The organism is Streptosporangium sp. OZ121, from assembly GCF_051918885.1.
Taxonomy (GTDB): Bacteria; Actinomycetota; Actinomycetes; order Streptosporangiales; family Streptosporangiaceae; genus Streptosporangium.
Genome location: NZ_JBPXMC010000002.1, coordinates 566,244 through 589,375, shown reverse-complemented (window position 1 = coordinate 589,375; position 23,132 = coordinate 566,244). Strand labels below are relative to the sequence as shown.

Annotated in this window: 22 protein-coding genes; 15 read left to right on the top strand and 7 right to left on the bottom strand. The window is 70.1% G+C overall.

The features are described 5' to 3' along the window. Positions 1-26 precede the first annotated feature (26 nt). The 8 genes from ACTOQ1_RS07470 to ACTOQ1_RS07435 all read left to right on the top strand — a co-directional run bounded on the left by ACTOQ1_RS07470 (position 27) and on the right by ACTOQ1_RS07435 (position 7,973). Positions 27-1,298 (top strand): FecCD family ABC transporter permease, encoded by a 1,272-nt coding sequence (locus ACTOQ1_RS07470; protein ID WP_440065385.1) that lies wholly within the window; start codon positions 27-29, stop codon positions 1,296-1,298. Continuing rightward, the gene (locus ACTOQ1_RS07465; protein ID WP_440065384.1) at positions 1,295-1,465 is read left to right on the top strand and encodes a hypothetical protein; all 171 of its coding nucleotides are present in this window, start codon (positions 1,295-1,297) and stop codon (positions 1,463-1,465) included. Before ACTOQ1_RS07470 ends, ACTOQ1_RS07465 begins: the two co-directional genes overlap by 4 nt. Then, positions 1,462-2,235, top strand: a complete 774-nt coding sequence (locus ACTOQ1_RS07460; RefSeq protein WP_440065383.1) for an ABC transporter ATP-binding protein — start codon at positions 1,462-1,464, stop codon at positions 2,233-2,235. Before ACTOQ1_RS07465 ends, ACTOQ1_RS07460 begins: the two co-directional genes overlap by 4 nt. Positions 2,236-2,326: 91 nt before the next feature. Further along, complete coding sequence (locus tag ACTOQ1_RS07455) at positions 2,327-2,983, top strand: adenosylcobinamide amidohydrolase (protein WP_440065471.1); 657 nt, start codon at positions 2,327-2,329, stop codon at positions 2,981-2,983. A gap of 68 nt (positions 2,984-3,051) precedes the next feature. After that, positions 3,052-3,636, top strand: a complete 585-nt coding sequence (locus ACTOQ1_RS07450) for a Uma2 family endonuclease (RefSeq protein WP_440065381.1) — start codon at positions 3,052-3,054, stop codon at positions 3,634-3,636. Positions 3,637-3,921: 285 nt separating this feature from the next. Continuing rightward, the gene (locus ACTOQ1_RS07445; RefSeq protein ID WP_440065380.1) at positions 3,922-5,541 is read left to right on the top strand and encodes a hypothetical protein; all 1,620 of its coding nucleotides are present in this window, start codon (positions 3,922-3,924) and stop codon (positions 5,539-5,541) included. Next, positions 5,541-7,124, top strand: coding sequence for a serine/threonine-protein kinase (locus ACTOQ1_RS07440; RefSeq protein WP_440065378.1), 1,584 nt, complete (start codon positions 5,541-5,543; stop codon positions 7,122-7,124). Before ACTOQ1_RS07445 ends, ACTOQ1_RS07440 begins: the two co-directional genes overlap by 1 nt. Before the next feature lie 186 nt (positions 7,125-7,310). Beyond that, positions 7,311-7,973: a response regulator gene (locus ACTOQ1_RS07435; RefSeq protein ID WP_440065377.1), complete on the top strand. Its 663-nt coding sequence runs from the start codon at positions 7,311-7,313 to the stop codon at positions 7,971-7,973. Here the strand turns inward: ACTOQ1_RS07435 and ACTOQ1_RS07430 are convergent. Further along, a complete protein-coding gene (locus ACTOQ1_RS07430; RefSeq protein ID WP_440065375.1) occupies positions 7,913-8,617 on the bottom strand; it encodes a hypothetical protein in 705 nt (234 codons plus the stop codon). The two genes, ACTOQ1_RS07435 and ACTOQ1_RS07430, sit on opposite strands and share 61 nt — an antisense overlap. 205 nt (positions 8,618-8,822) lie before the next feature. Here ACTOQ1_RS07430 and gdhA point away from each other — a divergent pair, with 205 nt between their 5' ends. Further along, positions 8,823-10,166 carry an NADP-specific glutamate dehydrogenase gene (gene gdhA, locus ACTOQ1_RS07425; RefSeq protein ID WP_440065374.1) on the top strand — a complete coding sequence of 448 codons (1,344 nt, stop codon included), beginning with the start codon at positions 8,823-8,825 and terminating at the stop codon, positions 10,164-10,166. 178 nt (positions 10,167-10,344) lie between these two features. Here gdhA and ACTOQ1_RS07420 read toward each other — a convergent pair whose 3' ends face one another. Then, positions 10,345-11,727, bottom strand: a complete 1,383-nt coding sequence (locus ACTOQ1_RS07420) for a hypothetical protein (protein ID WP_440065372.1) — start codon at positions 11,725-11,727, stop codon at positions 10,345-10,347. A 702-nt stretch (positions 11,728-12,429) separates the two neighbouring features. Next, positions 12,430-13,026, bottom strand: coding sequence for a TetR/AcrR family transcriptional regulator (locus ACTOQ1_RS07415; RefSeq protein ID WP_440065371.1), 597 nt, complete (start codon positions 13,024-13,026; stop codon positions 12,430-12,432). Positions 13,027-13,082: 56 nt separating this feature from the next. Here ACTOQ1_RS07415 and ACTOQ1_RS07410 point away from each other — a divergent pair, with 56 nt between their 5' ends. After that, positions 13,083-13,886 carry an SDR family NAD(P)-dependent oxidoreductase gene (locus ACTOQ1_RS07410; RefSeq protein ID WP_440065369.1) on the top strand — a complete coding sequence of 268 codons (804 nt, stop codon included), beginning with the start codon at positions 13,083-13,085 and terminating at the stop codon, positions 13,884-13,886. Positions 13,887-14,037: 151 nt separating this feature from the next. Here the strand turns inward: ACTOQ1_RS07410 and ACTOQ1_RS07405 are convergent, their stop codons facing one another. Then, on the bottom strand, positions 14,038-14,652 hold the full coding sequence (locus ACTOQ1_RS07405) for a hypothetical protein (protein ID WP_440065367.1): 615 nt from the start codon (positions 14,650-14,652) through the stop codon (positions 14,038-14,040). Between the two features lie 283 nt (positions 14,653-14,935). Here ACTOQ1_RS07405 and ACTOQ1_RS07400 point away from each other — a divergent pair, with 283 nt between their 5' ends. From ACTOQ1_RS07400 to trpS, 4 genes are all read left to right on the top strand, one after another. Beyond that, on the top strand, positions 14,936-17,077 hold the full coding sequence (locus ACTOQ1_RS07400; protein WP_440065366.1) for a DUF6421 family protein: 2,142 nt from the start codon (positions 14,936-14,938) through the stop codon (positions 17,075-17,077). Further along, on the top strand, positions 17,074-17,748 hold the full coding sequence (locus ACTOQ1_RS07395; RefSeq protein ID WP_440065365.1) for an SDR family NAD(P)-dependent oxidoreductase: 675 nt from the start codon (positions 17,074-17,076) through the stop codon (positions 17,746-17,748). Before ACTOQ1_RS07400 ends, ACTOQ1_RS07395 begins: the two co-directional genes overlap by 4 nt. Next, positions 17,745-18,809: a threonine aldolase family protein gene (locus ACTOQ1_RS07390; protein WP_440065364.1), complete on the top strand. Its 1,065-nt coding sequence runs from the start codon at positions 17,745-17,747 to the stop codon at positions 18,807-18,809. Before ACTOQ1_RS07395 ends, ACTOQ1_RS07390 begins: the two co-directional genes overlap by 4 nt. A 163-nt stretch (positions 18,810-18,972) precedes the next feature. Beyond that, positions 18,973-19,938 carry a tryptophan--tRNA ligase gene (trpS, locus tag ACTOQ1_RS07385; protein WP_440065363.1) on the top strand — a complete coding sequence of 322 codons (966 nt, stop codon included), beginning with the start codon at positions 18,973-18,975 and terminating at the stop codon, positions 19,936-19,938. A gap of 103 nt (positions 19,939-20,041) precedes the next feature. On the opposite strand, the gene ACTOQ1_RS07380 is transcribed toward trpS, so the two are convergent. Both ACTOQ1_RS07380 and ACTOQ1_RS07375 read right to left on the bottom strand, forming a co-directional pair. Beyond that, a complete protein-coding gene (locus ACTOQ1_RS07380; RefSeq protein WP_329092600.1) occupies positions 20,042-20,341 on the bottom strand; it encodes a DUF3467 domain-containing protein in 300 nt (99 codons plus the stop codon). 74 nt (positions 20,342-20,415) lie between these two features. Beyond that, a complete protein-coding gene (locus tag ACTOQ1_RS07375; RefSeq protein ID WP_440065362.1) occupies positions 20,416-21,027 on the bottom strand; it encodes a DUF305 domain-containing protein in 612 nt (203 codons plus the stop codon). A gap of 163 nt (positions 21,028-21,190) precedes the next feature. On the opposite strand from ACTOQ1_RS07375, the gene ACTOQ1_RS07370 reads away from it, so the two are divergent. Beyond that, complete coding sequence (locus tag ACTOQ1_RS07370) at positions 21,191-21,949, top strand: DUF3105 domain-containing protein (protein WP_440065361.1); 759 nt, start codon at positions 21,191-21,193, stop codon at positions 21,947-21,949. A 61-nt stretch (positions 21,950-22,010) separates the two neighbouring features. Here the strand turns inward: ACTOQ1_RS07370 and ald are convergent, their stop codons facing one another. Then, positions 22,011-23,129 (bottom strand): alanine dehydrogenase, encoded by a 1,119-nt coding sequence (ald, locus tag ACTOQ1_RS07365; RefSeq protein WP_440065359.1) that lies wholly within the window; start codon positions 23,127-23,129, stop codon positions 22,011-22,013. Positions 23,130-23,132 lie beyond the last annotated feature (3 nt).

The following is a 23,132-nucleotide window of genomic DNA, read 5'->3' as shown; positions in this document are numbered from 1 at the left end:
GTCAAGAAGACAAGAAGAAACGAGAAATGCTCTCTCCCCGCCCCGAAGGACGAGGCGTCCGCCCCGGGCACCCGGCGGGTCCCGGCGACGCGGCCTCCGGGCCGTCGTCCCCCGGCACGGACACCGGCAGAGGCACCGGCACGGGCTCCGGTACCGGCACGGACTCCGGCACCGGCTCCGATACCGGTACGGACTCAGGCACCGGTACCGGCACGGGCAAAGACACCGGCACCGGTACCGGTGCGGTCTGGGAGGCCGGCGGCCAGGGCAGGCAGGCGGCACGGCTGAGCCCGCTGGTGACGCTCTCGGCCGTGGTCGTGCTCCTGGCGAGCATGTTCGCCGGGCTGCTGGCCGGCGCGGCGGGCATCGCGCCGCGCGGCGTGATGCTCCAACTGCTCGACTGGCTGCCGTTCGTCTCGGTGGACTCGGGGCTGGCCCCGGTCGAGCTGGGCCTGCTGACAGAGCTGCGGCTGCCCCGGGTCCTGCTGGCCGCGATCGTCGGCGGCCTGCTGGCCGTCGCAGGAGCCGGGTACCAGGGCGTCTTCCGCAACCCGCTCGCGGACCCCTACCTGCTGGGAGCCGCCGCGGGCGCGGGTCTGACGACCACGGCGGCGATCGTCTTCACCGGCGGCGACATCGAGGCGATCGGCATTCCCGCCGCGGCCTTCGCCGGGGCCGTCGGCGGCGTGCTGCTCGCCTACGCGCTGGGCAGCGCGGCGGGCCGGGGCGGCGGCACCGCCACGCTGGTCCTCGCGGGCGTCGCGGTCACGTCCTTCCTCACCGCGATCCAGACGTTCCTGCAGCAGCTCAGGGTGGAGGAACTCCAGCGCATCTACGCCTGGATCCTCGGCGACGTCGGCGGAGGCTGGGCCCAGGTCACGCTCGTCGCCCCGTACGCCGCCGTCTCGGTGGTGGTCATGCTGCTGCACGGCAGGCTCCTCGACGTGCTCTCGGTCGGCGACGACGAGGCGGTCACCCTCGGCCTGAACGCCGCCCGCGTCCGTCTCGTCGTCCTGCTCGCCGCCTCGCTGGCCACCGCGGCGGCCGTCGCGGTCAGCGGGCTGATCGGCTTCGTCGGCCTCGTCGTGCCGCACGTGGTCCGCCGCCTGGCCGGGGCGTCGTACCGGATCGTGCTGCCGATCTCGCTGATCGGCGGGGCCGCCTTCCTGATCCTCGCCGACCTGGTCGCCAGGACCGTGCTCGCTCCCGCCGAGCTGCCCATCGGGGTGGTGACCGCCTTCGTCGGCGCGCCGTTCTTCGTGGCCGTGCTGCGCGTGACCCGCCGGGTGGAGACGTGACGCCGCGCGCGAGCGGCGGGGGGAGGGCGCCGGCCCGCCCGTACGGTGAGCGCGCCACCGGGACCCGCGCGCCGCGCGAGGAGAAGTCGCGCGAGGAGAAGTCGCGCGAGGAGAAGTCGCGCGAGGAGAAGTCGCGTGAAGTGGAGAAGCGGAGGGGAGACCGGTGAGCCACCTCGTGGTGAGGGACCTGTCGGTCGTGCTGGACCGGCGCGCGGTGCTGTCCGGCGTCGGCCTCGACGTACGGGACGGCGACTGGCTCGCCGTCATCGGCGCCAACGGCGCGGGCAAGTCCACGCTGCTGCGCGCCCTGGCGGGAGTGCTGCCCTTCGAGGGCGAGGTGCTCGTCGACGACGTGCCGCTCAGGCGGCTCAAACCCAGGGAGCGGGCCAGGCTGCTGGCCTGCGCCCCGCAGTCCCCGGCGCTGCCGGCCGACATGACCGTGTTCGACTACGCCCTGCTCGGCCGCACCCCGTACGTCCCCTACCTGGGTCGCGAGAGCCGCCACGACCGCGAGGTGACCGGGTCGGTGCTGGAGCGGCTGGACCTGTCCTCCCTCGCCGCGCGGCCGCTCGCCCACCTGTCCGGCGGCGAGCGCCAGCGCGTCGTGCTCGCCAGGGCGCTGGCCCAGCAGGCCCCGGTGCTCCTGCTCGACGAGCCCACCACGGCCCTCGACCTGGGGCACCAGCAGCAGGTGCTGGAACTCGTGGACCGGCTCCGGCTGGCCGACGGGCTGACCGTCGTCACGACCCTGCACGACCTGAGCCTCGCGGGTCAGTACGCCGACTCGATGATGCTGCTCTCGGGCGGCCGGGTGGCCGCCTCCGGCACCCCGGCCGAGGTGCTCACCGGGGAGCTGATCGGTGAGCACTTCGACGCCCGCGTCCGCGTCGCGGCCGGTCCCGGCGGCAGGCCCGAGGTCCACCTGGAGCGCCCTTGAGCGGGACCGTGACACCTCGGAGGCGTTCGTGAGCGGGTTCGAGGTCCGCCCGGACGTCGACGGGCGGAGCCGGGGGCCGCACGGAACGTCCCTGAGACTGAGCCACCGCGAGGATGACGGCGCCCGGCTGGCCGCGCTGCTGTGGGAGTTCGGCCCCGGCTGGCGGGCGATCTCCTCGGCCATGGTCGGCGGCGGCATCGGCCCGGCCGCCTGGGTGCTCAACGCGCAGGTGGTCGCCGGATACTCGCGGATGGACCCGGTGGACCACCTGCTGGAGCTGGCCCCGCCGGGCCCGGGGGTCGGCATGCTCACCGCGGCCTCGGTCGACCACTTCACCCGGGCCCGCGACGGGGGAGCGGAGGTCGTGGCGACCGTCGGCCTGCGCGTCCCCACCTGGGCCGCCGCCCCGGAAGGCGCCGCCGACCCCGAGCTGGCTCCCATGTTCCTGCCGGGAACGGTCAACATCGCGGTCGCCGTACCGGTCGCCATGAGCGACGCAGCCCTGGTCAACGCGGTCATGACGGTGACCGAGGCCAAGACCCAGGCACTGCTGGAGGCCGGTTTCCCCTGCACCGGCACCGCCTCCGACGCCGTCTGCGTGGCCGCCCCCGACCGTGTTCCCGGAGGTCCCGAGGAGCTCTTCGGCGGCCCCCGCTCCACCTGGGGCGCCCGCATCGCCCGCGCCGTCCACGCCGCCGTCCGCCAGGGCGCCCACCGATGGTCGAACCGTGACACATCGGCTACTTAAAGTAGGGAGATCGCGGGAAGTAGCATGTGGGCGAGGGCGAGACTCCCGATACTGAGCAGGTGACCGCGATGGCGACGACGGAGCCGACGACCAGGCGGACGGTTCTTCAAGGAGAGCCGCCGTTCACCGTCGACGACCTGCTCACGTTTCCCGACGACGGGAACCGCTACGAGCTCTTCAACGGGAGCCTGCTGGTGAGTCCCTCTCCTGTCCCCCTGCACCAGCGTGCGATCGCGCGTCTTCTCGTGATCCTCGAAGACGCCGCGCCGCCGGAGTTCGAGCCGCTGCCGGACGTCAACCTCCGGGTGAGCAGGCGCGACTTCTTCAACCCCGACCTTGTCGTGGTGCCCGCGGGGGCCGTCGACGAGACGGAATTGATGTTCGCGCCGCGCCACATCCTCCTGGCCGTCGAGATGGTCAGCCCGAGCACCCAGGCGCGAGACCGCCACCTCAAGAGGGCCGCCTACGCGGCGGCAGGGATCCCCGCCTACTGGCGGATCGAGCTGTCCGAGGGGCCGTCCGTCCACGTTCACGAGCTCGCCGGTGACGAGTACAAGGCGGCGGAGAAGCACGAGGCCGGAGAGGTGGCGAACCTGCTCGCCCCGTTCGAGGTCTCCTTCGATCCCGCCGTGCTGCTGCGTCCCCGAAGCTGAGGGGGCCGAGCCCGAGAGAGCGGGATCCTTCGTGCGGACCGATCTTCGTACGGTATACGTTGTCGCGCCGAGGTCCGCTCAGGATTAGACTTTGCGTAACTGTCCGCGACGGGGCGTGGGCGTGACGATAGGCCGCAAAACGGGAGGGTCAAGACGGGGTGGCGATGCCCTGCTCATGGCCTTTCACTGGTGATGGCGGAAAAGAAAGTCAAGCCCTCGGGGCTGGACGGTTCACTTATTCACCCTCGTTTGCGACCCTGGTCCTATCCCCTGTAGGGAGTGGCGATGCGGCGGTTCGGTTCGGCGCTGGTGGTGTTCGGCGGGCTCTCCTTGGTGATCGCCGGGGTGACTCCCGCCCTGGCTCACGAGCACCCCAGTGGAATCACCGACCTGGTGACCCCCGCGGTGGTCAGGATCGAGGCGACGGCGAAGGTCGACATCACGTTGCTCGACCACATCGGCGAGCTGGTTCACGTGGAGCGTTCCTACGAGGTGCCGATCGGCAGCGGCACCGGCACCGTGATCAACCCCGAGGGTGGCATGGTCACCCTCACCGGGGTGGTCAAGTCCGACCGCGACGTCCGGGTCTACGCCGCCAACAAGATCTTCGCCGCGCACCACAAGGTCAAGATCCCCGAGGACTTCGAGCGGCACAAGCTCAAGGACGACCAGCTCAACCACCACCTGCAGGAGTGTTACCCGCCCAAGCAGCCCACCGCCACCTGCATCATCGACGTCACCACCGAGATCACGGTCTTCCCCAACATCTCCTCCGCCGACAAGGAGGGGTTCAAGGCCGAGATCGCCCATACCGGTGACAGGCCCGACAGCCCCGCGGTGCTGAGGCCCGTCGGCCGCGCCGACGGGAGCGCTGGCCTGCCCACCGCCCCGCTCGCCGGCGCGGTGCCCGCCAAGGAGGGGTCGCCGGTGGCGGTCGCGGGGTTCACCGGGCGGCCCGCCGCGAACCTGCCGGAGACCGTCGACATCGCCCACCTGCGGGCGGGCGGCGCCGGAGAGGGCGGCCGGGAGTTCAAGGACCCGGAGAACAAGGTCAACGAGCCGGAGAAGCTGGGCGCCCTGGTCGACAAGGGCCTGCTCGGCGGCCCGGTGATCGAGGACAAGAAGGGTGAGGTCGTCGGCCTGCTGATCGGCGGCGGCAAGGACGCCCGGATGATCGGCGTCCGCGAGGTCACCAAGGCCCTGGCCGAGGCGGACGTCGCGCCCGCCAGAGGCCCGATCGACGCCGCCTTCGAGCAGGCGCTGACCCGCTTCCACACCCATTACTACGGCGACGCCGTCCCCGCCTTCCAGCGCGTGCTCGAGCTCTACCCGGGCCACACCGTGGCGGCCGCGCACCTGAAGACGTCGCAGGCCAAGCGCGGCACCGCCGAGGACGAGGGCACCAAGAGGGCGGCCGCCTCCACAGACCTGCCCCGGGGGGGCCCGCCCCTGTGGCCGTTCCTCGCCGGCGGCGCCCTGCTGGTGCTCGCCGTGCTGACCACCGCGATCCTGCTCTGGCGTCGCGGGTCGCAGGACCCCGACGACGCCGAGCCCGAGCCGGGTCCGACCGCGGAGACCCGGCCCCCGGTCCCGACCTCGCCACCGATACCGATACCGACGCCACCGCGACCGGCCTTCGACGAGCAGGCCGACTCCACGGTCGTCGTCGGCCGCTCCTTCCCGGCGCTGCCCAAGATCTCCTCCACGCCCGGCCAGCCGGTGCTGGTGGCACGCGATCCGGGTCACAACACGGCTCCCGGCCACAACACGGGGCCGGGTCCCGCCACGGGGCCGGGAACGAAACCCGGCGACACGGTGGTGCAGAGATACTGCACGGGCTGCGGGATGCGGCTGGGCCCCGCCCACAGCTTCTGCGCCTACTGCGGCCAGCCGACCAAGACGTGATGTCCGTGAACGACAGGGCGCTGATCGGCCGGGAAGTGGCCGGCTACCAGATCGAGGACATCATCGGCAAGGGCGGCATGGCCGTCGTCTATCTCGCGATCGACTCCAGGCTCAACCGCCGGGTGGCACTGAAGATCCTCAATCCGCTTCTCGGTGAGGACGACCGGTTCCGCCAGCGCTTCGTGCTGGAGTCGCGCACGGTCGCGAGCATCGACCACCCCAACATCATCCCCATCTACGAGGCCGACAGCGCCGACGACGGCACCCTCTACATCGCGATGCGTTACGTCGACGGCCCCGACCTGCGCAAGCTCTTCTACGACCGGGGGCCGATGCCGGTCAGCCAGGTCAGCCGGATCTTCGCCCAGGTGGCCGCCGCGCTCGACACCGCGCACGCCCACGACCTGGTCCACCGCGACGTCAAGCCCGCCAACATCCTGATAGCCGCCCACACCGAGGGCGACCACGCCTATCTCACCGACTTCGGCATCACCAAGCATCGCACCTCGATCTCCGGGCTGACCCAGACCAATCAGTTCATCGGCACCCCCCGATACATGTCGCCCGAGCAGATCAACAAGGAGCACATCGACGGCCGCTGCGACCAGTACGGCCTGGCCTGCGTGGTCTACGAGGCGCTGTCCGGGCGGCTGCCCTTCCAGCGTGACAACGAGATCGCCCTGCTCTGGGCGCATCTCGCCGAGACCCCCACGCCGCTCACCACGCTCCGTCCCGAGCTGCCGCTCGAGGTCGACGGCGTCATGATGCGGGCCCTGGCCAAGTCGCCCGAGCAGCGCTACGACACCTGCGGCCAGTTCATCGCCGACCTGCGCGACGCGATCGGCGGCGCCGGCCAGCCGTACCAGCTCGTGCGGGCTCCCTACGCGCCGACGGCACAGACGGCGTCCAGGACGTCCGAGACGACCGAGGCGTCCGGCACGCGGAAGGCGCCGAAGAAGAAGCCCGCGGCCGGCGGGAAGGGCATCCTCATCGGCGCGGCCGTGGCGATCACGGCGATCGTCGCGCTGGTGGCGGTGCTCGCGACGTTCCTGCGCGGCGACGACACCTGGGTGGCGTACGAGGGCTCGTCCGCGGTGCCGGTCGCCTTCCAGTACCCCGGGACCTGGACCCTCGAGCCGCACGCCGACGTGTTCGTGGCGGCCTCGCCGAAGGTGGAGCAGTTCCGCGCGCTGTTCGCCACGCCCGTCACCGCCGACTGGGCCGCGGCGAACGAGATCATCAAGGACGCCCCCCAGGACGCCACCGGCTTCTACGCGCAGACGCTCGACACCCTCGACCCGCTCAGCGGCGCCAAGCAGCTGCAGGAGACGCTGCAGTCCTCGCTTCCCGGGACGGTCAGCGTCTTCTCCCAGGTCGTCCAGTTGAGCGTGGGCGGGCGAAACGCCGCGCGCCTGCAGGGGACGATCGCCGACCCGCAGCGCGGCGGCCAGCTCGAGTTCACCGGCTGGGTCGTCGAACGGCAGGACGAGCCCGCCCTCCTGATCTACTTCTGCTCCTCCGGCAGGTGCGACGACGCGGTCGCCAACCGGTTCGTGCGGAGTGTCTCGTTCCCGGCGTCCTGAACCGCTGACTTGTGTCCCACTTGTGAGCGGCTTGTCCGGGCGTTTTGTCCTATGGGCAAGACGGTCACCAGGCTTTAGTCTCCCCGCATGGCGGTTCTCCTTCCCCCTTCTCCGGCCCCCGCGGGTGCGGGTCGCCGGTCGCCCGGCCCCGGAACGAGGTGTCCAGCCGCCTGACAAGGAGGAGCAGTGAACATCCGCGTCGTGATCGCCGACGACCAGGCGATGGTCCGCGCCGGGCTGAAACTCGTCGTGGAGAGCGAGCCCGGGCTGGAGGTGGTCGGTGAGGCCCCCGACGGGGTCGAGGCCCTCGCCGTGGTCCGCCGCACCAGGCCCGACATCGTGCTGATGGACATCTCGATGCCGCGGATGGACGGCCTCACCGCCGCCAGGCAGCTGCTGGGCCAGCCGGACCCGCCGAAGGTCGTGATGCTGACGACCTTCGACACCGACGAGAACCTCTACGCCGCGCTCCGAGCCGGGACCAGCGGGTTCCTGCTCAAGGTCTCGCCGCCCGAGCAGCTCGTGGAGGCCATCCGGGTCGTCGTGGCCGGGGACGCCCTGCTCGACCCGGCCGTCACCACCCGCGTCATCGCCTCCTTCGCCGGACGCCACGACCCGGCGCCCCCGCCGCAGCTGGCCGACCTCACCCCGCGCGAGCTGGAGGTGCTGCGCTCCCTGGCGCGCGGCCTGACCAACGCCGAGATCGCCGGGAAGCTCTTCGTCGGTGAGGCCACGGTCAAGACCCACGTGGCGCGGGTGCTGATGAAGCTCCACCTGCGCGACCGGGCTCAGGCGGTGGTGTTCGCGTACGAGTCGGGTGTGGTCCGGCCGGGAGCGGCCGTCGGGTAGTACGAGATCCACTCCTCGCGGCTCATCCGGAGCATCCTCACCCCGACCCAGCCGACCGCGCCCGCCGTCGCGGCCCAGAACGGCACCGTCAAGGGCCCGTACTCGGTCACCATCGAGCCGGCGGAGGACAGTACGGCGACGAGCGGCACCGCCCAGTGCGCGAACCCGGCCCGCCAGACCCCGATCAGCAGGACCGGCAGGCCGAAGATCGCGAAGAACAGCCACGGCATCTGGAAGCCGAAGACGACGCCGGGCAGGTCCAGCATCTCGCCGAGGATCCTCTGGCTCTCCGCGGGGGTGTGGTGCCGCCCGAGCCACCACTCCACCGGGTCGGTCATCAGCAGGGCCGATCCGTTGACGTAGCCGAGGATGGTCAGGGTGCCCGCGAGGTGCCCGAAGACCACGGTACGGCGGCGCATCACGTGCAGCAGGCCGAAGACCGACAGGCCCGCCAGCAGGTAGGACCAGTGGTAGAGCACCGACTGCGCCTGGGACAGCACGGGGTTGGCGCCGTAGCTGACCGCCTCGCGCTCGTCACCCCAGGTTCCGGGGTCGACGAGGAGGGCGACGAGCTGGAGCAGCGGGGCGGCGATCAGCAACACGCCGGAGGCGACGCGCCGGAAGTCGGCCGAATCCTTGAACATGGTTCTCCCTGCCTGTGCGGGACTGTGACGGTCTGTCAGCCAGGAAGGTAGGGGTAGGGCCCCCGCGCAGTCGTCAACCGCGGGGTTGATCTGGGATCCCCCTGCTGGGGTAAGAAGGTCTCAGCATGGGTCGATCAAGGATGTGAGTTGCGCGCCTCGGAGGCCCGGATCGCAGTTCGTGAACCCACGACCGGAAAGACGCGTGATGTTGCACGAGAAACTGAATTCGATCTACGACAGCGTCCTGCGCCGCAACCCGGGGGAGGTCGAGTTCCACCAGGCCGTCCGCGAGGTGCTGGAGAGCATCGGTCCGGTCCTCGGCAAGCACCCCGAGTACGCCGAATCCAAGATCATCGAGCGAATCTGCGAGCCGGAGCGGCAGATCATCTTCCGGGTGCCGTGGGAGGACGACCAGGGCGAGGTGCACATCAACCGCGGCTTCCGGGTCGAGTTCAACAGCGCGCTCGGGCCCTACAAGGGCGGACTGCGTTTTCATCCCTCGGTATACCTGGGCATCGTCAAGTTCCTCGGCTTCGAGCAGATCTTCAAGAACGGCCTGACCGGCCTGCCGATCGGCGGGGGCAAGGGCGGCTCGGACTTCGACCCCAAGGGCCGCTCCCAGCGCGAGGTCATGCGCTTCTGCCAGAGCTTCATGACCGAGCTCTACCGGCACATCGGCGAGTACACCGACGTCCCCGCCGGGGACATCGGCGTCGGCCAGCGCGAGATCGGCTACCTGTTCGGCCAGTACAAGCGCATCACCAACCGGTACGAGTCCGCGGTGATCACCGGTAAGGGGATCGGCTACGGCGGTGCCCAGGTCCGCACCGAGGCGACCGGGTACGGCTGCGCGTTCTTCGTCGACGAGATGCTGAAGGCGCGCGGCACCTCCTTCGAGGGCAAGCGCGTCGTCGTCTCCGGCTCGGGCAACGTCGCCGTCTACGCGATCGAGAAGATGCAGCAGCTCGGCGGCACCGTGGTCGCCTGTTCCGACTCCTCGGGGTACGTCGTCGACGAGAAGGGCATCGACCTCGACCTGCTCAAGCAGGTCAAGCAGGTCGAGCGCCTGCGGATGGACGTCTACGCCGAGCGTCGCGGCGGCGTCGTGTCCTTCGTGCCGGGGCGGAGCATCTGGGAGGTGCCGTGCGAGGTGGCGATGCCGTCGGCCACCCAGAACGAGATCACCGGCAGGGACGCCGGATACCTGGTGCGCGGCGGGTGTGTCGCGGTCGGCGAGGGCGCCAACATGCCCACCACGCCGGAGGGCATCCGGGTCTTCCAGGAGGCGGGTGTCGCCTTCGGCCCGGGCAAGGCCGCCAACGCGGGCGGCGTGGCCACCAGCGCGCTGGAGATGCAGCAGAACGCCAGCCGCGACTCCTGGACCTTCGAGTTCTCCGAGCACCGCCTTCAGGAGATCATGAAGGACATCCACGGCCGCTGCCTGGAGAGCGCCGCCGAGTACGGCATGCCGGGCAACTACGTGGCCGGGGCCAACATCGACGGCTTCAAGCGCGTCGCCGACGCGATGCTCGCCCTCGGCCTGATCTGAGGTGTCCGCCGACGAGCGGCGCCCTCGCCGGTCGTCGGCCAACCAGCGAGGGCGCCGGTCGTCGGCACCGGTGGATCGCGGATCACGCGGGGAAGAGCCGGACGCCCCAAGATCACCTGTATGCCCCATCTGATCGATCCGGCGAACGGGACAGGACGAATCGACGCAGGGGTCCCTGTCAGGGGGTGGGCAGGCCGCTGTCCAATCGGCATCCGTCGGCGGTCCGCGTGTTGTCACAACGGTTGAGCTGGAGGCCGTCCACCACGTAGGCGAAGGACTGGCCGTTCGGGCTCACCACCGAGAGTTGCACGGTGGCCGCGCCGGCCGGTGCGATCGCCGAGACGTTGTGCTCCGCCCAATCAGAGGTCAGGGCGTGGAGCGAGCCGTCACTGTTCGAGATCAGCGCGTTCGACGCGTTGTACCAGGAGAGCCGCAGCTTGACGTCGCCGGAGGTGGCGGTCGTCAGCCGGACGAAGAACTTGTACCGTTGCCCCGGGGTCACCTGGGGCCTGCGAGCGACCGACACGATCCCCTCGGCCCACGACTGGACGTTCACGGTCAGGGATCGCCGGCCGTCGTAGTAGCGGGCCGACACCTGGTTGTCCGTTCCGGGTGGAGTGACCTGCAGCCATCCGCCGCCGGAGAAGGTGAAGCCCGTGGGGTACCCATAGGGCGCGTCCGCCTCGATCGTGCGTTCCTGCGCGGTCAGCAGGTCGTTGCTGTACCCCACGTCGCAGCAGACCGGCGGGGTGAGCATCGACCAGGTGGCGAGGTTGGCCTTGCGAGGGTGCGGATAGGCGCTCGTGTAGAACGCGGCCGTGGTCTCGCTCGGGTCGTAGTAGTTGTTGAACTCCTGGTCCACCTGCCAGGTGTGCCACTGGGTGGACATGACGTCGGCGTCCTCATGGAGGACCGTCTCGGTGACCTTGGCGTGGTCGACGTCGAACAGGTGGATGAACTCGTGCAGCATGGTCGCGCTGTCCCACTCGTCGGTCGCCGCGACGCAGAGGACTTCGCAGAAGGCCTGCGCCGTCCCGTCGAAGTCCTCGAACACCATGTAGGTACGGTTGGTGTGGTCGTAACCCGCCGCCGCCAGATCGTCCTCGATGACGTCCGCGGCGGTCTCGCCGCCGATCACCCCGTTCTCGATCTTCTCCGGCACCACGAGGGCGCGTGCGTAGCCCGCGTAGCCGCCGGTGTCGTAGCCGGTGCGGCAGCTCAGGCTGACATGCTGGTCGTAGTTCGTGGACTCGTCCAGTGACCAGTCCACCCGGTCGACGATCTTGGCGATCCTCTCGACGAAGTCGTCGTAGCGGTTGCCGGACTCCTCGTGCCAGGCATAGATCACCTGGACCGCCGGGATGCTCCCTTCGGCGTTCCTGGGGTCGGACAGCGTGGTGGCACAGCCTCGCTTGGGAATGTCCGCGTCCGCCGGTTGGGCGTAGGGGACATGGGGTTCGGAGCCGATGGGATCGAAATCGGCGTGTGCCGTATCCGTCATCAGGACGACAAGTACCACCGCGACCAGCGCGGACGTGAACAGCTTGAACCGTGCTAACAAAGGATTTTCCTCCAGTGGTTTACCGTGCCGCGAACCCGTGAATGCCCATGACAGGGTCCCGGGAGTTCCGGGCGCCATTTTGGGTGTTAAATTCGGCGGCATACCGGTAAGCATGATGTGACCGGCGACGCCGGCTCTGCGCGTGATCCTTTTCGAATGAGTTGTGAAACTCGGTCAGGAATGGAGTTCACGTGAGTTCGGGTTCCACCCGGTGCTCGGCCGGCTCTGCGGGCAGCGATGGCGACAGGGTGGGGGAGACCGATGACCGCTGGTCCGACCGCTGAGATCCCGGCCTGGGCCAACGGGGTTCCGGCGGGTCGGGTCAGAAACCGCGCATACAACCGGTAGCTGGGCGCCGCCAGCCTTTTCTGACCTCGAATCCCATCCCGAAAAAAGTGTTCTGAATGTATGTGGGCGATGACCGCCTTACGTTTTTGCCTGGGAATCATCGGTCCAGGCAAAGGTAAGCAGCATCTGTTTCGACCCGATTTCGCAGCGACTCACTGTCCTGTTACCACTGAGCGGCAAGACGTAAGCATCTGAGGTTAAAAAGCCGAAATCACGACGGGGTGCGACTGCCGACGGCCGGCGGCGTGTTCGCCAGGCCTGATGTATGGGATATCGGGAAGGTGGCGGTCTGACACGGCGGCTGTGGATCGGGATCCTCGGGGGCCGTAATCCGTGGGGCGCGGGGGATCTTTCTCAGCACTCGCCCATCGCGGCACGCGTCTGCGACGGTGACATGGGCGGGACGGGCAGGGGATGGGCCGCGCCGGCGCGCAGGCCGTCGAGGGTGAGGGCGAGATGCCGCCGCCAGACACCGGGAGCGACGCGGAACGTCGCGCGCACGGTCGCCGCGACCCCCCAGATCACGAACGCCATGTCGTCGAGCGCGACGTCGTCTCGCAGGTCGCCGGACTCCTGGGCGCGCTCGATGATCCGCCGCATCAGCGCGTACCCCGTGCCGGTGTCGGCCGTGGCGCCGCGTACGGCGAGATCGTTGTAGCCGAGGTCGGCGGCCTGCAGCTCGCACACGCCGGTGATGAACGCGACGAACCCCTCCCACGCGTCGTCCATCGCGAGCGAGCGCGTGGCCAGGTCGGCGACCGTCGCCACCCGGTCCTCGAACACCGCCGCCACCAGCTCGGCGCGCGTGGGGAAGCGGTTGTACAGCGTCCCGATGCTCACCCCCGCCGCACGCGCGATCTCCTCGAGCGGCACGTCGAGCCCCCGGTCGGCGAAGAGCCGCCTGGCCGCCAGGAGGAGGCGCTCGCGGTTGTGGAGGGCGTCCTTGCGCATACCGGGAATCCTCGCGTAAGTTGAGGTCGATCTCAACTTGAGGAAGGTCTCAACTTATGCGGCGGACCATCGTGATCACCGGCGGCACGAGCGGCATCGGCAAGGCCCTCGCCCGGCACCACGCCGAGCGGGGCGACCTGGTCGTCGCCGTGGGCAGCGGCGAGGCGGGCGGCCGGCGCCTGCTCGAGGACGTGCCCGCGGCGCGCTTCGTCCAGGCCGACCTCAGCTCCCTCCGGCAGACCCGCGACCTGATCGAGCGGCTCCGCGACGAGCACCCGGTGATCGACGCGCTGGTGCTCGGCGCCTTCAGGTACAACCTGGCGAGGGTCGAGACCGAGGAGGGGTTCGAGCACACCTTCGCCCTGTCCGTGATCAGCCGCTGGATGATGGCCGAGGGCCTGCGCGAACCCCTGGAGAGGGCACCGGCGCCCGTGATCGTCAACCTGTGCGGCGTCGGGGGCATCCGCGCGGGACGGATCCACTGGGACGACCTGCAGTTCACCAGGGACTACCGGCCCTTCACGGCGACGATGCAGGGCGCCAGGGCCGGAGAGCTGCTGGCCTCGATCTACGACGGCGAGCGGACGAGCTACGTGCTCTACAACCCGCTGTTCGTGGCGACCGGACTGTTCGAACCCTTCCGCCAGCCGGTACGCGGTCTCGTGCGGGTGATGTCGGCGTTGTTCGCCCAGCCGGTGGCCAGGGCCGTGCCGCCGATCGCCGCGCTCGTCGACCGGCCCCCGGCCGGGCCGCTCGCCGCCTACCGCAGGGGCAGGCCCATCGCGTTCACCGTCGACCGCGACCAGGCGCTGAGGTTCGAGAAGGCCGTACGCGCGATGGTGGCACCGTTCTCCGGATGATCGCCTCCGGATGTTCGGCGCTGTGCCGGGCTGCCGGGCGGCCGGTTGGTCGGGTGGGCGGTCGCGGCAGGGCTCCTGATCGACGGCGTGCCGGGCTGCCGGGCGGTCGCGGCAGGCCCCGCGCTCCGGGGCCTGCCGGTCGGACGTGCGCTCAGCCCGCGCCGGGGACGACGGCGGTCTTCTCCTTGAAGTCGTAGCCGTTCTTCACGGCGTTCTGCCGCAGGCTGTCGAAGGATTTCCTGCCGGCCTCAAGGTCGGCCTCGGTGGCGGTGCCGTTCTTCAACTTGTCGGTCAGGTTGCTGAAACTGTCGGTGACCGCTTTGACGCTCTTGCACATTGTCGGGTTGGCCAGGGCGAAGCGCCTGGCGACCTTCAGCTCGTGAACGGTGAAGAGCCCGGCCAGGGCGGCCTTCGCGAAGGTCCGCTTCCGCTTCTCCGCTCCGGCCTTGAACCCACCGCTCCGCAACGGTTTGTAGATGTAGCGGTAGAAGGCTCCCAGCGCGAGACCCGCGTGCAGCGCGAAGCGGGTCTTGGCGAACCTCTTGGTGTTGGCGCCGACCGGGCACTCGTCCTCGGTGTACTCCTGGGCGGTATCCGTCGCGGGGAGGTCGGCGGCGGGCGGAACGGCCGCGGGCGGCGATGTCGCGACCGCGACGGCCTCGGGTCTCACCGTGGCCGGCCTGTCGCCGCCGCAGCCGCCGATCAATGCCACGGCCAGCAGTGCCGCTGCCGGGACGGCAACGGATCGGGCACTCCGTACAGGCATCTTCCCCCCTGGATGACGGTTACGGCGTCACCTTTCGCCCTCTTTGTACCCTTTGTGGTTGCCTCGACACGCTCTGTGAAGAAGATGGCTCCTTGGCGGGTTCGTGACTTGTAGCGTGCGCTTTCACGGCCACGCCTAGCGCAAGTTCGCCGGCCGGCCCTTCGCCTGGCCCTGCCTGCGGGACCTCGATCTTTAACCTCCTCGACCCATAAGGGATGCGTCAAAACGGGCATAGGTTGTGTATATTTTCCGTTACCCACTCTCATCTGAAGGAGGATTTATCGTGTCAGCTTTTCCGCGCGTACTGTTCGACGAGGCACACAGCGAGTCGTGGACCATCCGGCGGGATGTGGCCGAGACGATGAATCCCGGCCATCCCGACGACAGCAGCTACGCGCGCGCGGCCGGGCTGCTGCGCGGGCTGGGGCACTCCGTGGACGCGCACGTCGAGGGCCCGCTCACCCCGGGCCTGCTGAGCGCGCGGGACGTGCTGGTGATCGCGCACCCCTCCGGTGACCGGTGGGAGCACACCACCGGGCTGGGCAGCCCGGTCCTGCCCGTCGAGGAGCTCGACGCGATCGAGGAGTACGTCCGCGACGGCGGCGGGCTGGTCGTGCTGGCCGAGTACGAGCAGGAGAAGTACGGCAGCAACCTCACAGAGCTGCTCGCGCGCTTCGGCGTGGGCGTCGAGCACACCCTCGTCCGGGACCCCGGGAACGCCCACAACGGCGTGGCCTCCTGGGTCCTGGGCACCCCCCAGAACGTCCCGGGCGGCCCCCAGAACGCCCCGGGCGCCACCCAGAACGCTCCGGAAAACGGGCAGGACCTGCTCGCCGGGGCCCGTCGCGCCTGCTTCTACCGGTCGGGCGTGCTCACCGCCCCCGACCACGCGGCCGTCCTGTTCACCACCTCGCCCACCGCGACCCCCGCGAACCGCCCGCTGGCGGTGGCCGTACGGCACGGCGAGGGCCGCGTCGTGGTGGTCGCCGACTCCGACCTGTTCGGTGACGACTCGATCGGCGACTACGACCACGCCGCGCTCTGGGGCAACCTCGTCACCTGGGCCGCCCGCGTCCCCGCCGCCAAGATCCGGGCCGCCGGAGACGCGACCGTCGGAGACGCCGAGGCCCGCGCCGAGTTCCAGAGGCTCAAGGACGCCGTCGAGGCGCTCAAGCCGCTGCAGGTCAAGGACGGCTCGGTCCCGGAGGAGAGCGACAGGCCGCGGGCCGCCGAGCTGGTCTCCGAGATCGCCGGGCGCGTCGAGCGCCTCGCGCCGCGCTTCCCGCACGACGCCGCCTACCTGGCCGCCGTCGTCGCCGACCTCCGCAAGTGGGCCGACCGGGGGCTGGGCGTTCCCGACTTCCTCGACGCGCTCGACGCCTTCCACCCCGACACCCAGCGGGTGGACGGGCTGGAGCACCTGGTCGTCTTCCCGATGTACACCCAGAACGGCACCACCTTCCGCCACCTCGAGGCCGTGTGGATCCGCACGATCTGGCCCGAGTGGCTGGCCGAGCTGGAGCGGAGCGGCTACGACAACCCGATGTTCGTGCCGATCGCCTTCGAGGACTTCACCTCCGGCTACGACACCAACTCCGCGGTGCTCTTCCCCGAGACCGTCGCGGTCCGCGAGACCCCGGCCCGCTTCACCTGGGGCGGGATCTTTGCCGACCGGGAGGCCGCGAGGTTCCGCGCGGTGAGCGGGGCCGCCGCGGCCACGCTGAAGCTCGCGCTGCCGCCGGACGCGGCCAGGCTGATCGCGTCGCAGGAGCTGGCCCAGGACACCTTCGTGCTCTGGGACCTGATCCACGACCGCACCCACAGCCACGGCGACCTGCCGTTCGACCCCTTCATGATCAAGCAGCGGATGCCGTACTGGCTCTACTCCCTGGAGGAGCTGCGCTGCGACCTGACCGCGTTCGGCGAGGCCGTGAAGCTGGAGAAGGAGGGTGTGCCGCACGCCCGCTACGTCCAGCTGGCGATCCTGTTCGACCGGCTGTTCCGCTTCCCGATCACCGGTGACCGGGTCCGCAACTACGACGGCCTGGGCGGGCAGCTGCTCTTCTCGTACCTGCACCGCAACGACGTCGTCCGGTGGACCGACAACCGGCTGAGCGTCGACTGGGACCGGCTCGCCGAGGGCGTCGCGGACCTGCGGGGCGAGGTCGAGAAGCTCTACCGGGACGGCATCGACCGCTCCAAGCTCGCCCACTGGCTCGCCGCCCACCAGCTGGTCGCCGCCTACGTCGAGCCGAACCCCGCCTCGGTCTGGGCCCGCGGGGTCGACGCCCTGCCCGTGGAAGGATTCCCCAAGGCCGTGGTGGACGCGGTGCTGCCCGACGAGTTCCCCCTGAGCATGTTCTACGAGGCCCTGCGCCGTAAGCTCGGCGATGTCGTCGACTCCACGAAGGGCATCCGAGCATGATCATCCTTGTCACCGGTGCGGGCGGCCCCGCGGGCCGTGCCGTCGTCCGCAGGTTCACCGGCGAGGGCCACACGGTGATCGGCGTCGACAAGAGCGGTGCCGAGGGGTCTCTCGCGGTCGACCTGCTCGACGCCGACGCCGTCGCGAGGCTCGCGGCGGACGTGCGGGCCGAGCACGGCAGGGTGGACGGGATCGTGCACCTGGTCGGCGGCTGGCGCGGGTCCAAGACCTTCGCCGAGACGTCGCTGGACGACTGGGCGCTCCTGCACGACCTGCTGGTCCGTACCCTCCAGCACGTCACCCTCGCCTTCGAGCCGCTGCTCAAGGCGAGCGAGCGCGGCCGGTTCGCCATCGTCTCCGCGAAGGCGGCCGAGCGTCCCACCCAGGGCAACGCGGCGTACGGCACGGCCAAGGCCGCCTCCGAGGCGTGGACCCTGGCCTTCGCCGACGCCCTGGAGGGCACCGGCTCCACCGCGAACATCCTGGTCGTGAAGGCGCTCGTGCACGAGGGCATGCGCGCGGCGAACCCCGAGCGGGCGTTCCCCGGCTTCACCGACGTCGACGACCTCGCCGAGGCGATCGAGGCCCTGTGGAGCACTGACGCCAACGGCACCCGGATCGACCTCACCGCCGGCACGGCCGCCGCGAAGGAGGAGGGGAGGACCGCGTGACGGACGCCATCCGCAGGCACGACCCGCTGGTGAAGGGCTTCGCCAGCGACAACTACGCCGGGGTCCACCCGGAGATCCTCCAGGCGATCGCGCTCGCCAACGGGGGCCACCAGACCGCGTACGGCGACGACGTCTACACCGCCGCGCTGCAGGAGGTCTTCAAGAAGCACTTCGGCCCCGCCGCGCAGGCGTGGCCGATGTTCAACGGCACCGGAGCCAACGTGGTCGCGCTCCGCTCGATGACCGCCCACTGGGAGGCGGTGGTCTGCGCGGAGTCGGCGCACATCCACACCGACGAGGGCGGCGCCCCCGAGCGGTCGGCCGGGCTCAAGCTGCTGCCGGTCGCCACCCCGGACGGCAAGCTCACGCCCGAGCTGATCGACAGGCAGGCTTGGGGCTTCGGCGACGAGCACCGGGCACAGCCCAGGGTGGTGTCGATCACCCAGACCACCGAGCTGGGCACGCTCTACACGCCGGAGGAGATCGGGGCGATCTGCGATCACGCCCACGACCTCGGCATGGTCGTCCACCTCGACGGCGCCCGCGCGACCAACGCCGCCGCCGCGCTGGACGTGCCGCTGCGCGCGTTCACCACCGACGTGGGCGTGGACGTGCTGTCCTTCGGCGGTACCAAGGCCGGTCTGATGTTCGGCGAGGCCGTCGTGGTGCTCAACCCCGGCGCCGTGCGCGGCCTGCGCTACCTGCGCAAGAGCGCCATGCAGCTCGCCTCCAAGATGCGGTTCGTCTCGGTGCAGTTCGAGGCGCTGCTCGCGGGCGACCTGTGGCTGCGCAACGCCCGCAACGCCAACGCGATGGCCCTGCGGCTCGCCGACGCCGTGCGGGACGTGCCCGGGGTGGAGATCCCGCGTCCCGTGCAGGCCAACGCGGTCTTCGCGATCCTGCCCGGGGACGTGACCGAGCGCCTGCAGAAGCGCTTCCGGTTCTACACCTGGAACGAGGCCACCGGCGAGGTCCGCTGGATGACCGCGTTCGACACCACCGAGGCCGACGTGGACGCCTTTGCCGCCGCGGTGGCGCAGGAGTTAAACTCGCCGGCATGAGCAAGCACAGTCTGGGTCTGTGGCGGGCCGTCGAGAGGCGGATCCGCTAGCCAGTCCCGACTGCGCACCAAACGGCCGCCGTTCACCGGCGGTCGTTTTCGCTTCTCCGGGCGCGTTGCGGTACGACCGGTGTGCGGCGGTCCTCTTCTCACCAGGAGTGACCATGACAAAGCGCGTCTTCTCTGCCTTCAAACCCACCGGCCGCCTCACGCTGGGCAACCTCCTCGGCGCGATCGTGCCCGCCGTGCGGCTCCAGGACGAGGCCGACTGCGTCTACGCCGTCGCGGACCTGCACGCCCTGACGATCAAGCACGACCCGGAGCGGCTGCGTGCCCGCACCCGCGAGGCCGCGACCCTGCTGCTCGCCTGCGGTCTGGACCGCTCCCTCGTCTACGTCCAGTCGCGGGTGCCCGCGCACACCGAGCTGGCCTACCTGCTGGAGAGCACGGCGTACTTCGGTGAGATGCGGCGCATGATCCAGTTCAGGGAGAAATCCGCCCGGCAGGAGGAGGTGCGGCTCTCGCTGCTCACCTATCCCGCGCTGATGGCCGCCGACATCCTGCTGCACCGGGCGGACGCCGTGCCCGTGGGGGAGGACCAGCGCCAGCACGTGGAGCTGACCCGGGACCTGGCCCTGCGGTTCAACCGGCTGTACGGCGAGGTCTTCACCGTGCCCGAGGCCGTGCGCCCGCAGGTCGCCGCCAGGGTGATGGACCTGAGCGCGCCCACCTCGAAGATGGGCAAGTCGGACGGTTCGCCCGCCGGGACGATCTACCTGCTCGACCCGCCCGACGACCTGCGGCGCAAGGTCATGCGCGCGGTGACCGACTCCGGCACCGAGGTCGCGTACGACCCCGCGGGAAAGCCCGGCGTCTCCAACCTGCTCGCCGTCCTCGCGGCCTGCTCGGACCGGCCGGTCGAGTCGCTCTCGCACGGGTCGTACGGCGCGCTCAAACGGGACACGGCCGAGGCGGTGGTGGAGACGCTGCGGCCCGTCCAGGAGCGCTACGCCGAGTTGTCGGCCGACCAGGCCGAGCTGTCTCGGCTCCTGGAGGGCGGGGCGGCGCTGGCCGTCGAGCGCACCGGCGGGCTGCTGGCCGGGGCGCGTGAGGCCATCGGCCTGGCGTGAGGCCTGTCACGAGGCCTGTCGTGAAGGTCTGTGGAGGCCTCTCGTGAAGTCTGTTGTGGAGGCCTCTCGTGAGGGCCCGGCGTGGGGGCGCCCGCACCGGGCCTCAGTTCTTGTGACCCGTCTCGTGCTCGTACGCGGTCAGCTGCTGTTCGAGGGCCTTCATCAGCTCGAACACCTGGCTCGGGGGAATGCGGATCCGGCTGACGATCCGGGTCGGCACGCTCACGAAGTGCTGCCCTGAGGAGGGGTCGTTGGCCAGCTGGGGCGGCCTGGTGATCACCGCGAAATCCAGGACAAAACCATCCTGGGTATGCCATACAGAGGCAAAATTGGCGTATTGCCCCATTTCCACCTCGGCGGAGATGCTCACCTCCAGGCGGTTCTCCGGCTCGTCGTTCACCATTCTCTTTCCTCCGGCCAGGTTGGCTCCATGCTGCCCTGGCCGGAGACCGGCCGCACAGGGACGCGCCGACGCCATTAAAGGATGGAAGGCAGCCGCTGGGCGCCGCGCTGCCGCAACATGTCGGTCATCAACTCGATCTCGCCCGTCTGACCGTCGACGATGTGCTGTGCCATGGTGGCCACCTCTTCGCGGTCGGACAGTTTCAGCAGACCCCTGCCCATCTGCACGCCGCCCTCGTGATGACGGATCATGAGTTGCAGGAAGAGGATCTCCTGGTCCTTGCCTGTGGCCTCGCGGAGCTTTTTGAGCTCGTCCTCACTTGCCATACCGGGCATCGCGGCCGGAGCGTCCGGTGTTACAGCGTGACCGCCGCCGTGGCCGGCCATCCACGCCATGGAGGGGCGCTCGCTCGACTGGTTGAGGCCCCACTGCTGCAACCAGCCGATGAACATGCCGCGCTGGGCCGTCTGGGTGACGATGATGTCGTAGGCCAGCCGCCGGAGCGCGTCGTCCGCGCTCCCGTCCCTGGCGATGAAGGCCATCTCGACGGCCTGGGCGTGATGAACGGACATGTCGCGGGCGAAGCCCGCCTCCGGCGAGGCGTCGGTCGGGGTGGACGTCCTTCCCACCACCAGCAGCAACGCGACCGCCGCGACCAGGCAGCCGAGCAGCACGCCGGCCGCCACGCCACGCCTGGACTTCGTACCATCTTTACCGGGGGTCTCCATTACCTGCCCAGAGTACCCACTGTCGAGAAACGTCGCTGTATCAGGCGTTGTCATCCCCTTATTCTCCACATACGCCGGTAGGGCATAGGGTGACCCGAAGTTGTTTGCGGCTGGAGGGTTGATGACCAAGGAAAAGGCGCAGGCGAGGCGTGAGCACCTCACCCGTATGCGTGAGGAGCAGAAGCGCAAGGAGCGCAGGGCCGCGTTCCTGATGTGGGGTGCCGGAGGTGCCGTCGTCGTTCTGCTCGTAGCGGTGGTCGCCTTCTACATGGTCAACGAGCGGGCCACGAACTCGCTGGACAACGTCGTCACCGCGAAGTACGCGGGTAGCCAGCACACCCAGACCAAGGTGACGTACAAGGAAACCCCGCCGATGGGCGGTGAGCACCACCCGGCCTGGCAGAACTGCGGCATCTACGAACAGCCGATCAACAACGAGAACGCCGTCCACGCCATGGAGCACGGCGCCGTGTGGATCACCTACCGGCCGGACCTCCCCAAGGCCGAGGTGGACACGCTGAGGGAACTGGCCTCCAAGGAGTACATGCTCCTGAGCCCGTACCCGGGCCTGCCCTCCAAGGTCGTGGCCAGCTCCTGGAACCACCAGCTCAAGCTGGAGAGCGCGAACGACGGGCGCCTGCCCAAGTTCATCCAGAAGTACAAGAACGGCCCGGACACCCCCGAGCTCGGCGCGTCCTGCAGCGGCGGCGTGGGCACCACCACCGCCGAGGCGCCCATCCCGGACGTCGCGCCCAGCCAGAACCCGTCGGCCGCCCCCGACGCGTCCGCGGCTCCCAGCGACGCCCCGGCCACCGACGCGCCCGCCACGGACGCCCCGGCCACCGACGCCCCGGCTCCCAGCGGCACCCCGGCGCCCTGATCCGGCCGGTAAAACCGGTACGGAGGCCGGTGACGCCGTCCCTGACGAGGCGTCCCGGCCGCTAGGCCCGCAGGATCCGTTCCAGGGGCACCGCCTCCAGCCCGTGAGCCTCGGCCACGGGCCGGTTGGTCAGGTGCCCCTCGTGCGTGTTCAGGCCCAGTGCCAGCGCCGGGTCGCTCCGCAGGGCCTCCCGCCAGCCCAGGTGGGCGATCGCGAGCGCGTAGGGGACGGTCACGTTGGTCAGCGCGTACGTCGAGGTGTGCGGCACCGCGCCCGGCATGTTGGCCACGCAGTAGAACACCGAGTCGTGCACCCGGTACGTCGGTTCGGCGTGGGTGGTGGGCCGGGAGTCCTCGAAGCACCCTCCCTGGTCGATGGAGATGTCCACCAGGACCGATCCCGGCCTCATCCGCGAGACCAGCTGGTTGTCGACCAGCTTGGGCGCCCTCGCGCCCGGTATCAGCACCGCGCCGATGACCAGGTCAGCGTTCAGCACCGCCCGCTCGATCTCGTACGTGGTGGAGGCGATGGTCTTGCAGTGGCCCTTGTAGATCACGTCCGCCTGGCGGAGCCTGTCGATGTCGCGGTCCAGCAGCAGCACCTCCGCCTGCATGCCCAGCGCGATGACCGCGGCGTTCATGCCGGAGACCCCGGCGCCGATCACGACCACGCTGGCCGCGTGCACGCCGGACACCCCGCCCATCAGCACGCCGCGCCCGCCGCCCTGGCGCATCAGGTGGTACGCCCCCACCTGGGGGGCGAGCCGCCCGGCCACCTCCGACATGGGGGCCAGCAGGGGCAGGAAGCCGTTCGCGTTCTGCACGGTCTCGTAGGCGATGCCGGTGACCCCGGCGTCGAGCAGGGCGCGGGTGCACGCGGGCGAGGCGGCCAGGTGCAGGTAGGTGAAGAGCACCTGGCCCTTGCGCATCCGGTGGTACTCCTCGGGAACCGGCTCCTTGACCTTCAGGACCAGGTCTCCCGCGGCCCACACGTCGTCGGCCGAGTCGAGGATGGTCGCGCCGGCGCTCTGGAAGTCGGCGTCGGGAATGGAAGATCCCGTCCCGGCGTCTTTCTCGACGAAGACCTGATGGCCGTGCCGGACGAACTCGTGGGCCCCGGCGGGGGTCAGCGCCACACGATACTCGTGGTTCTTGACCTCACGGGGAACGGAGATCTTCACGGC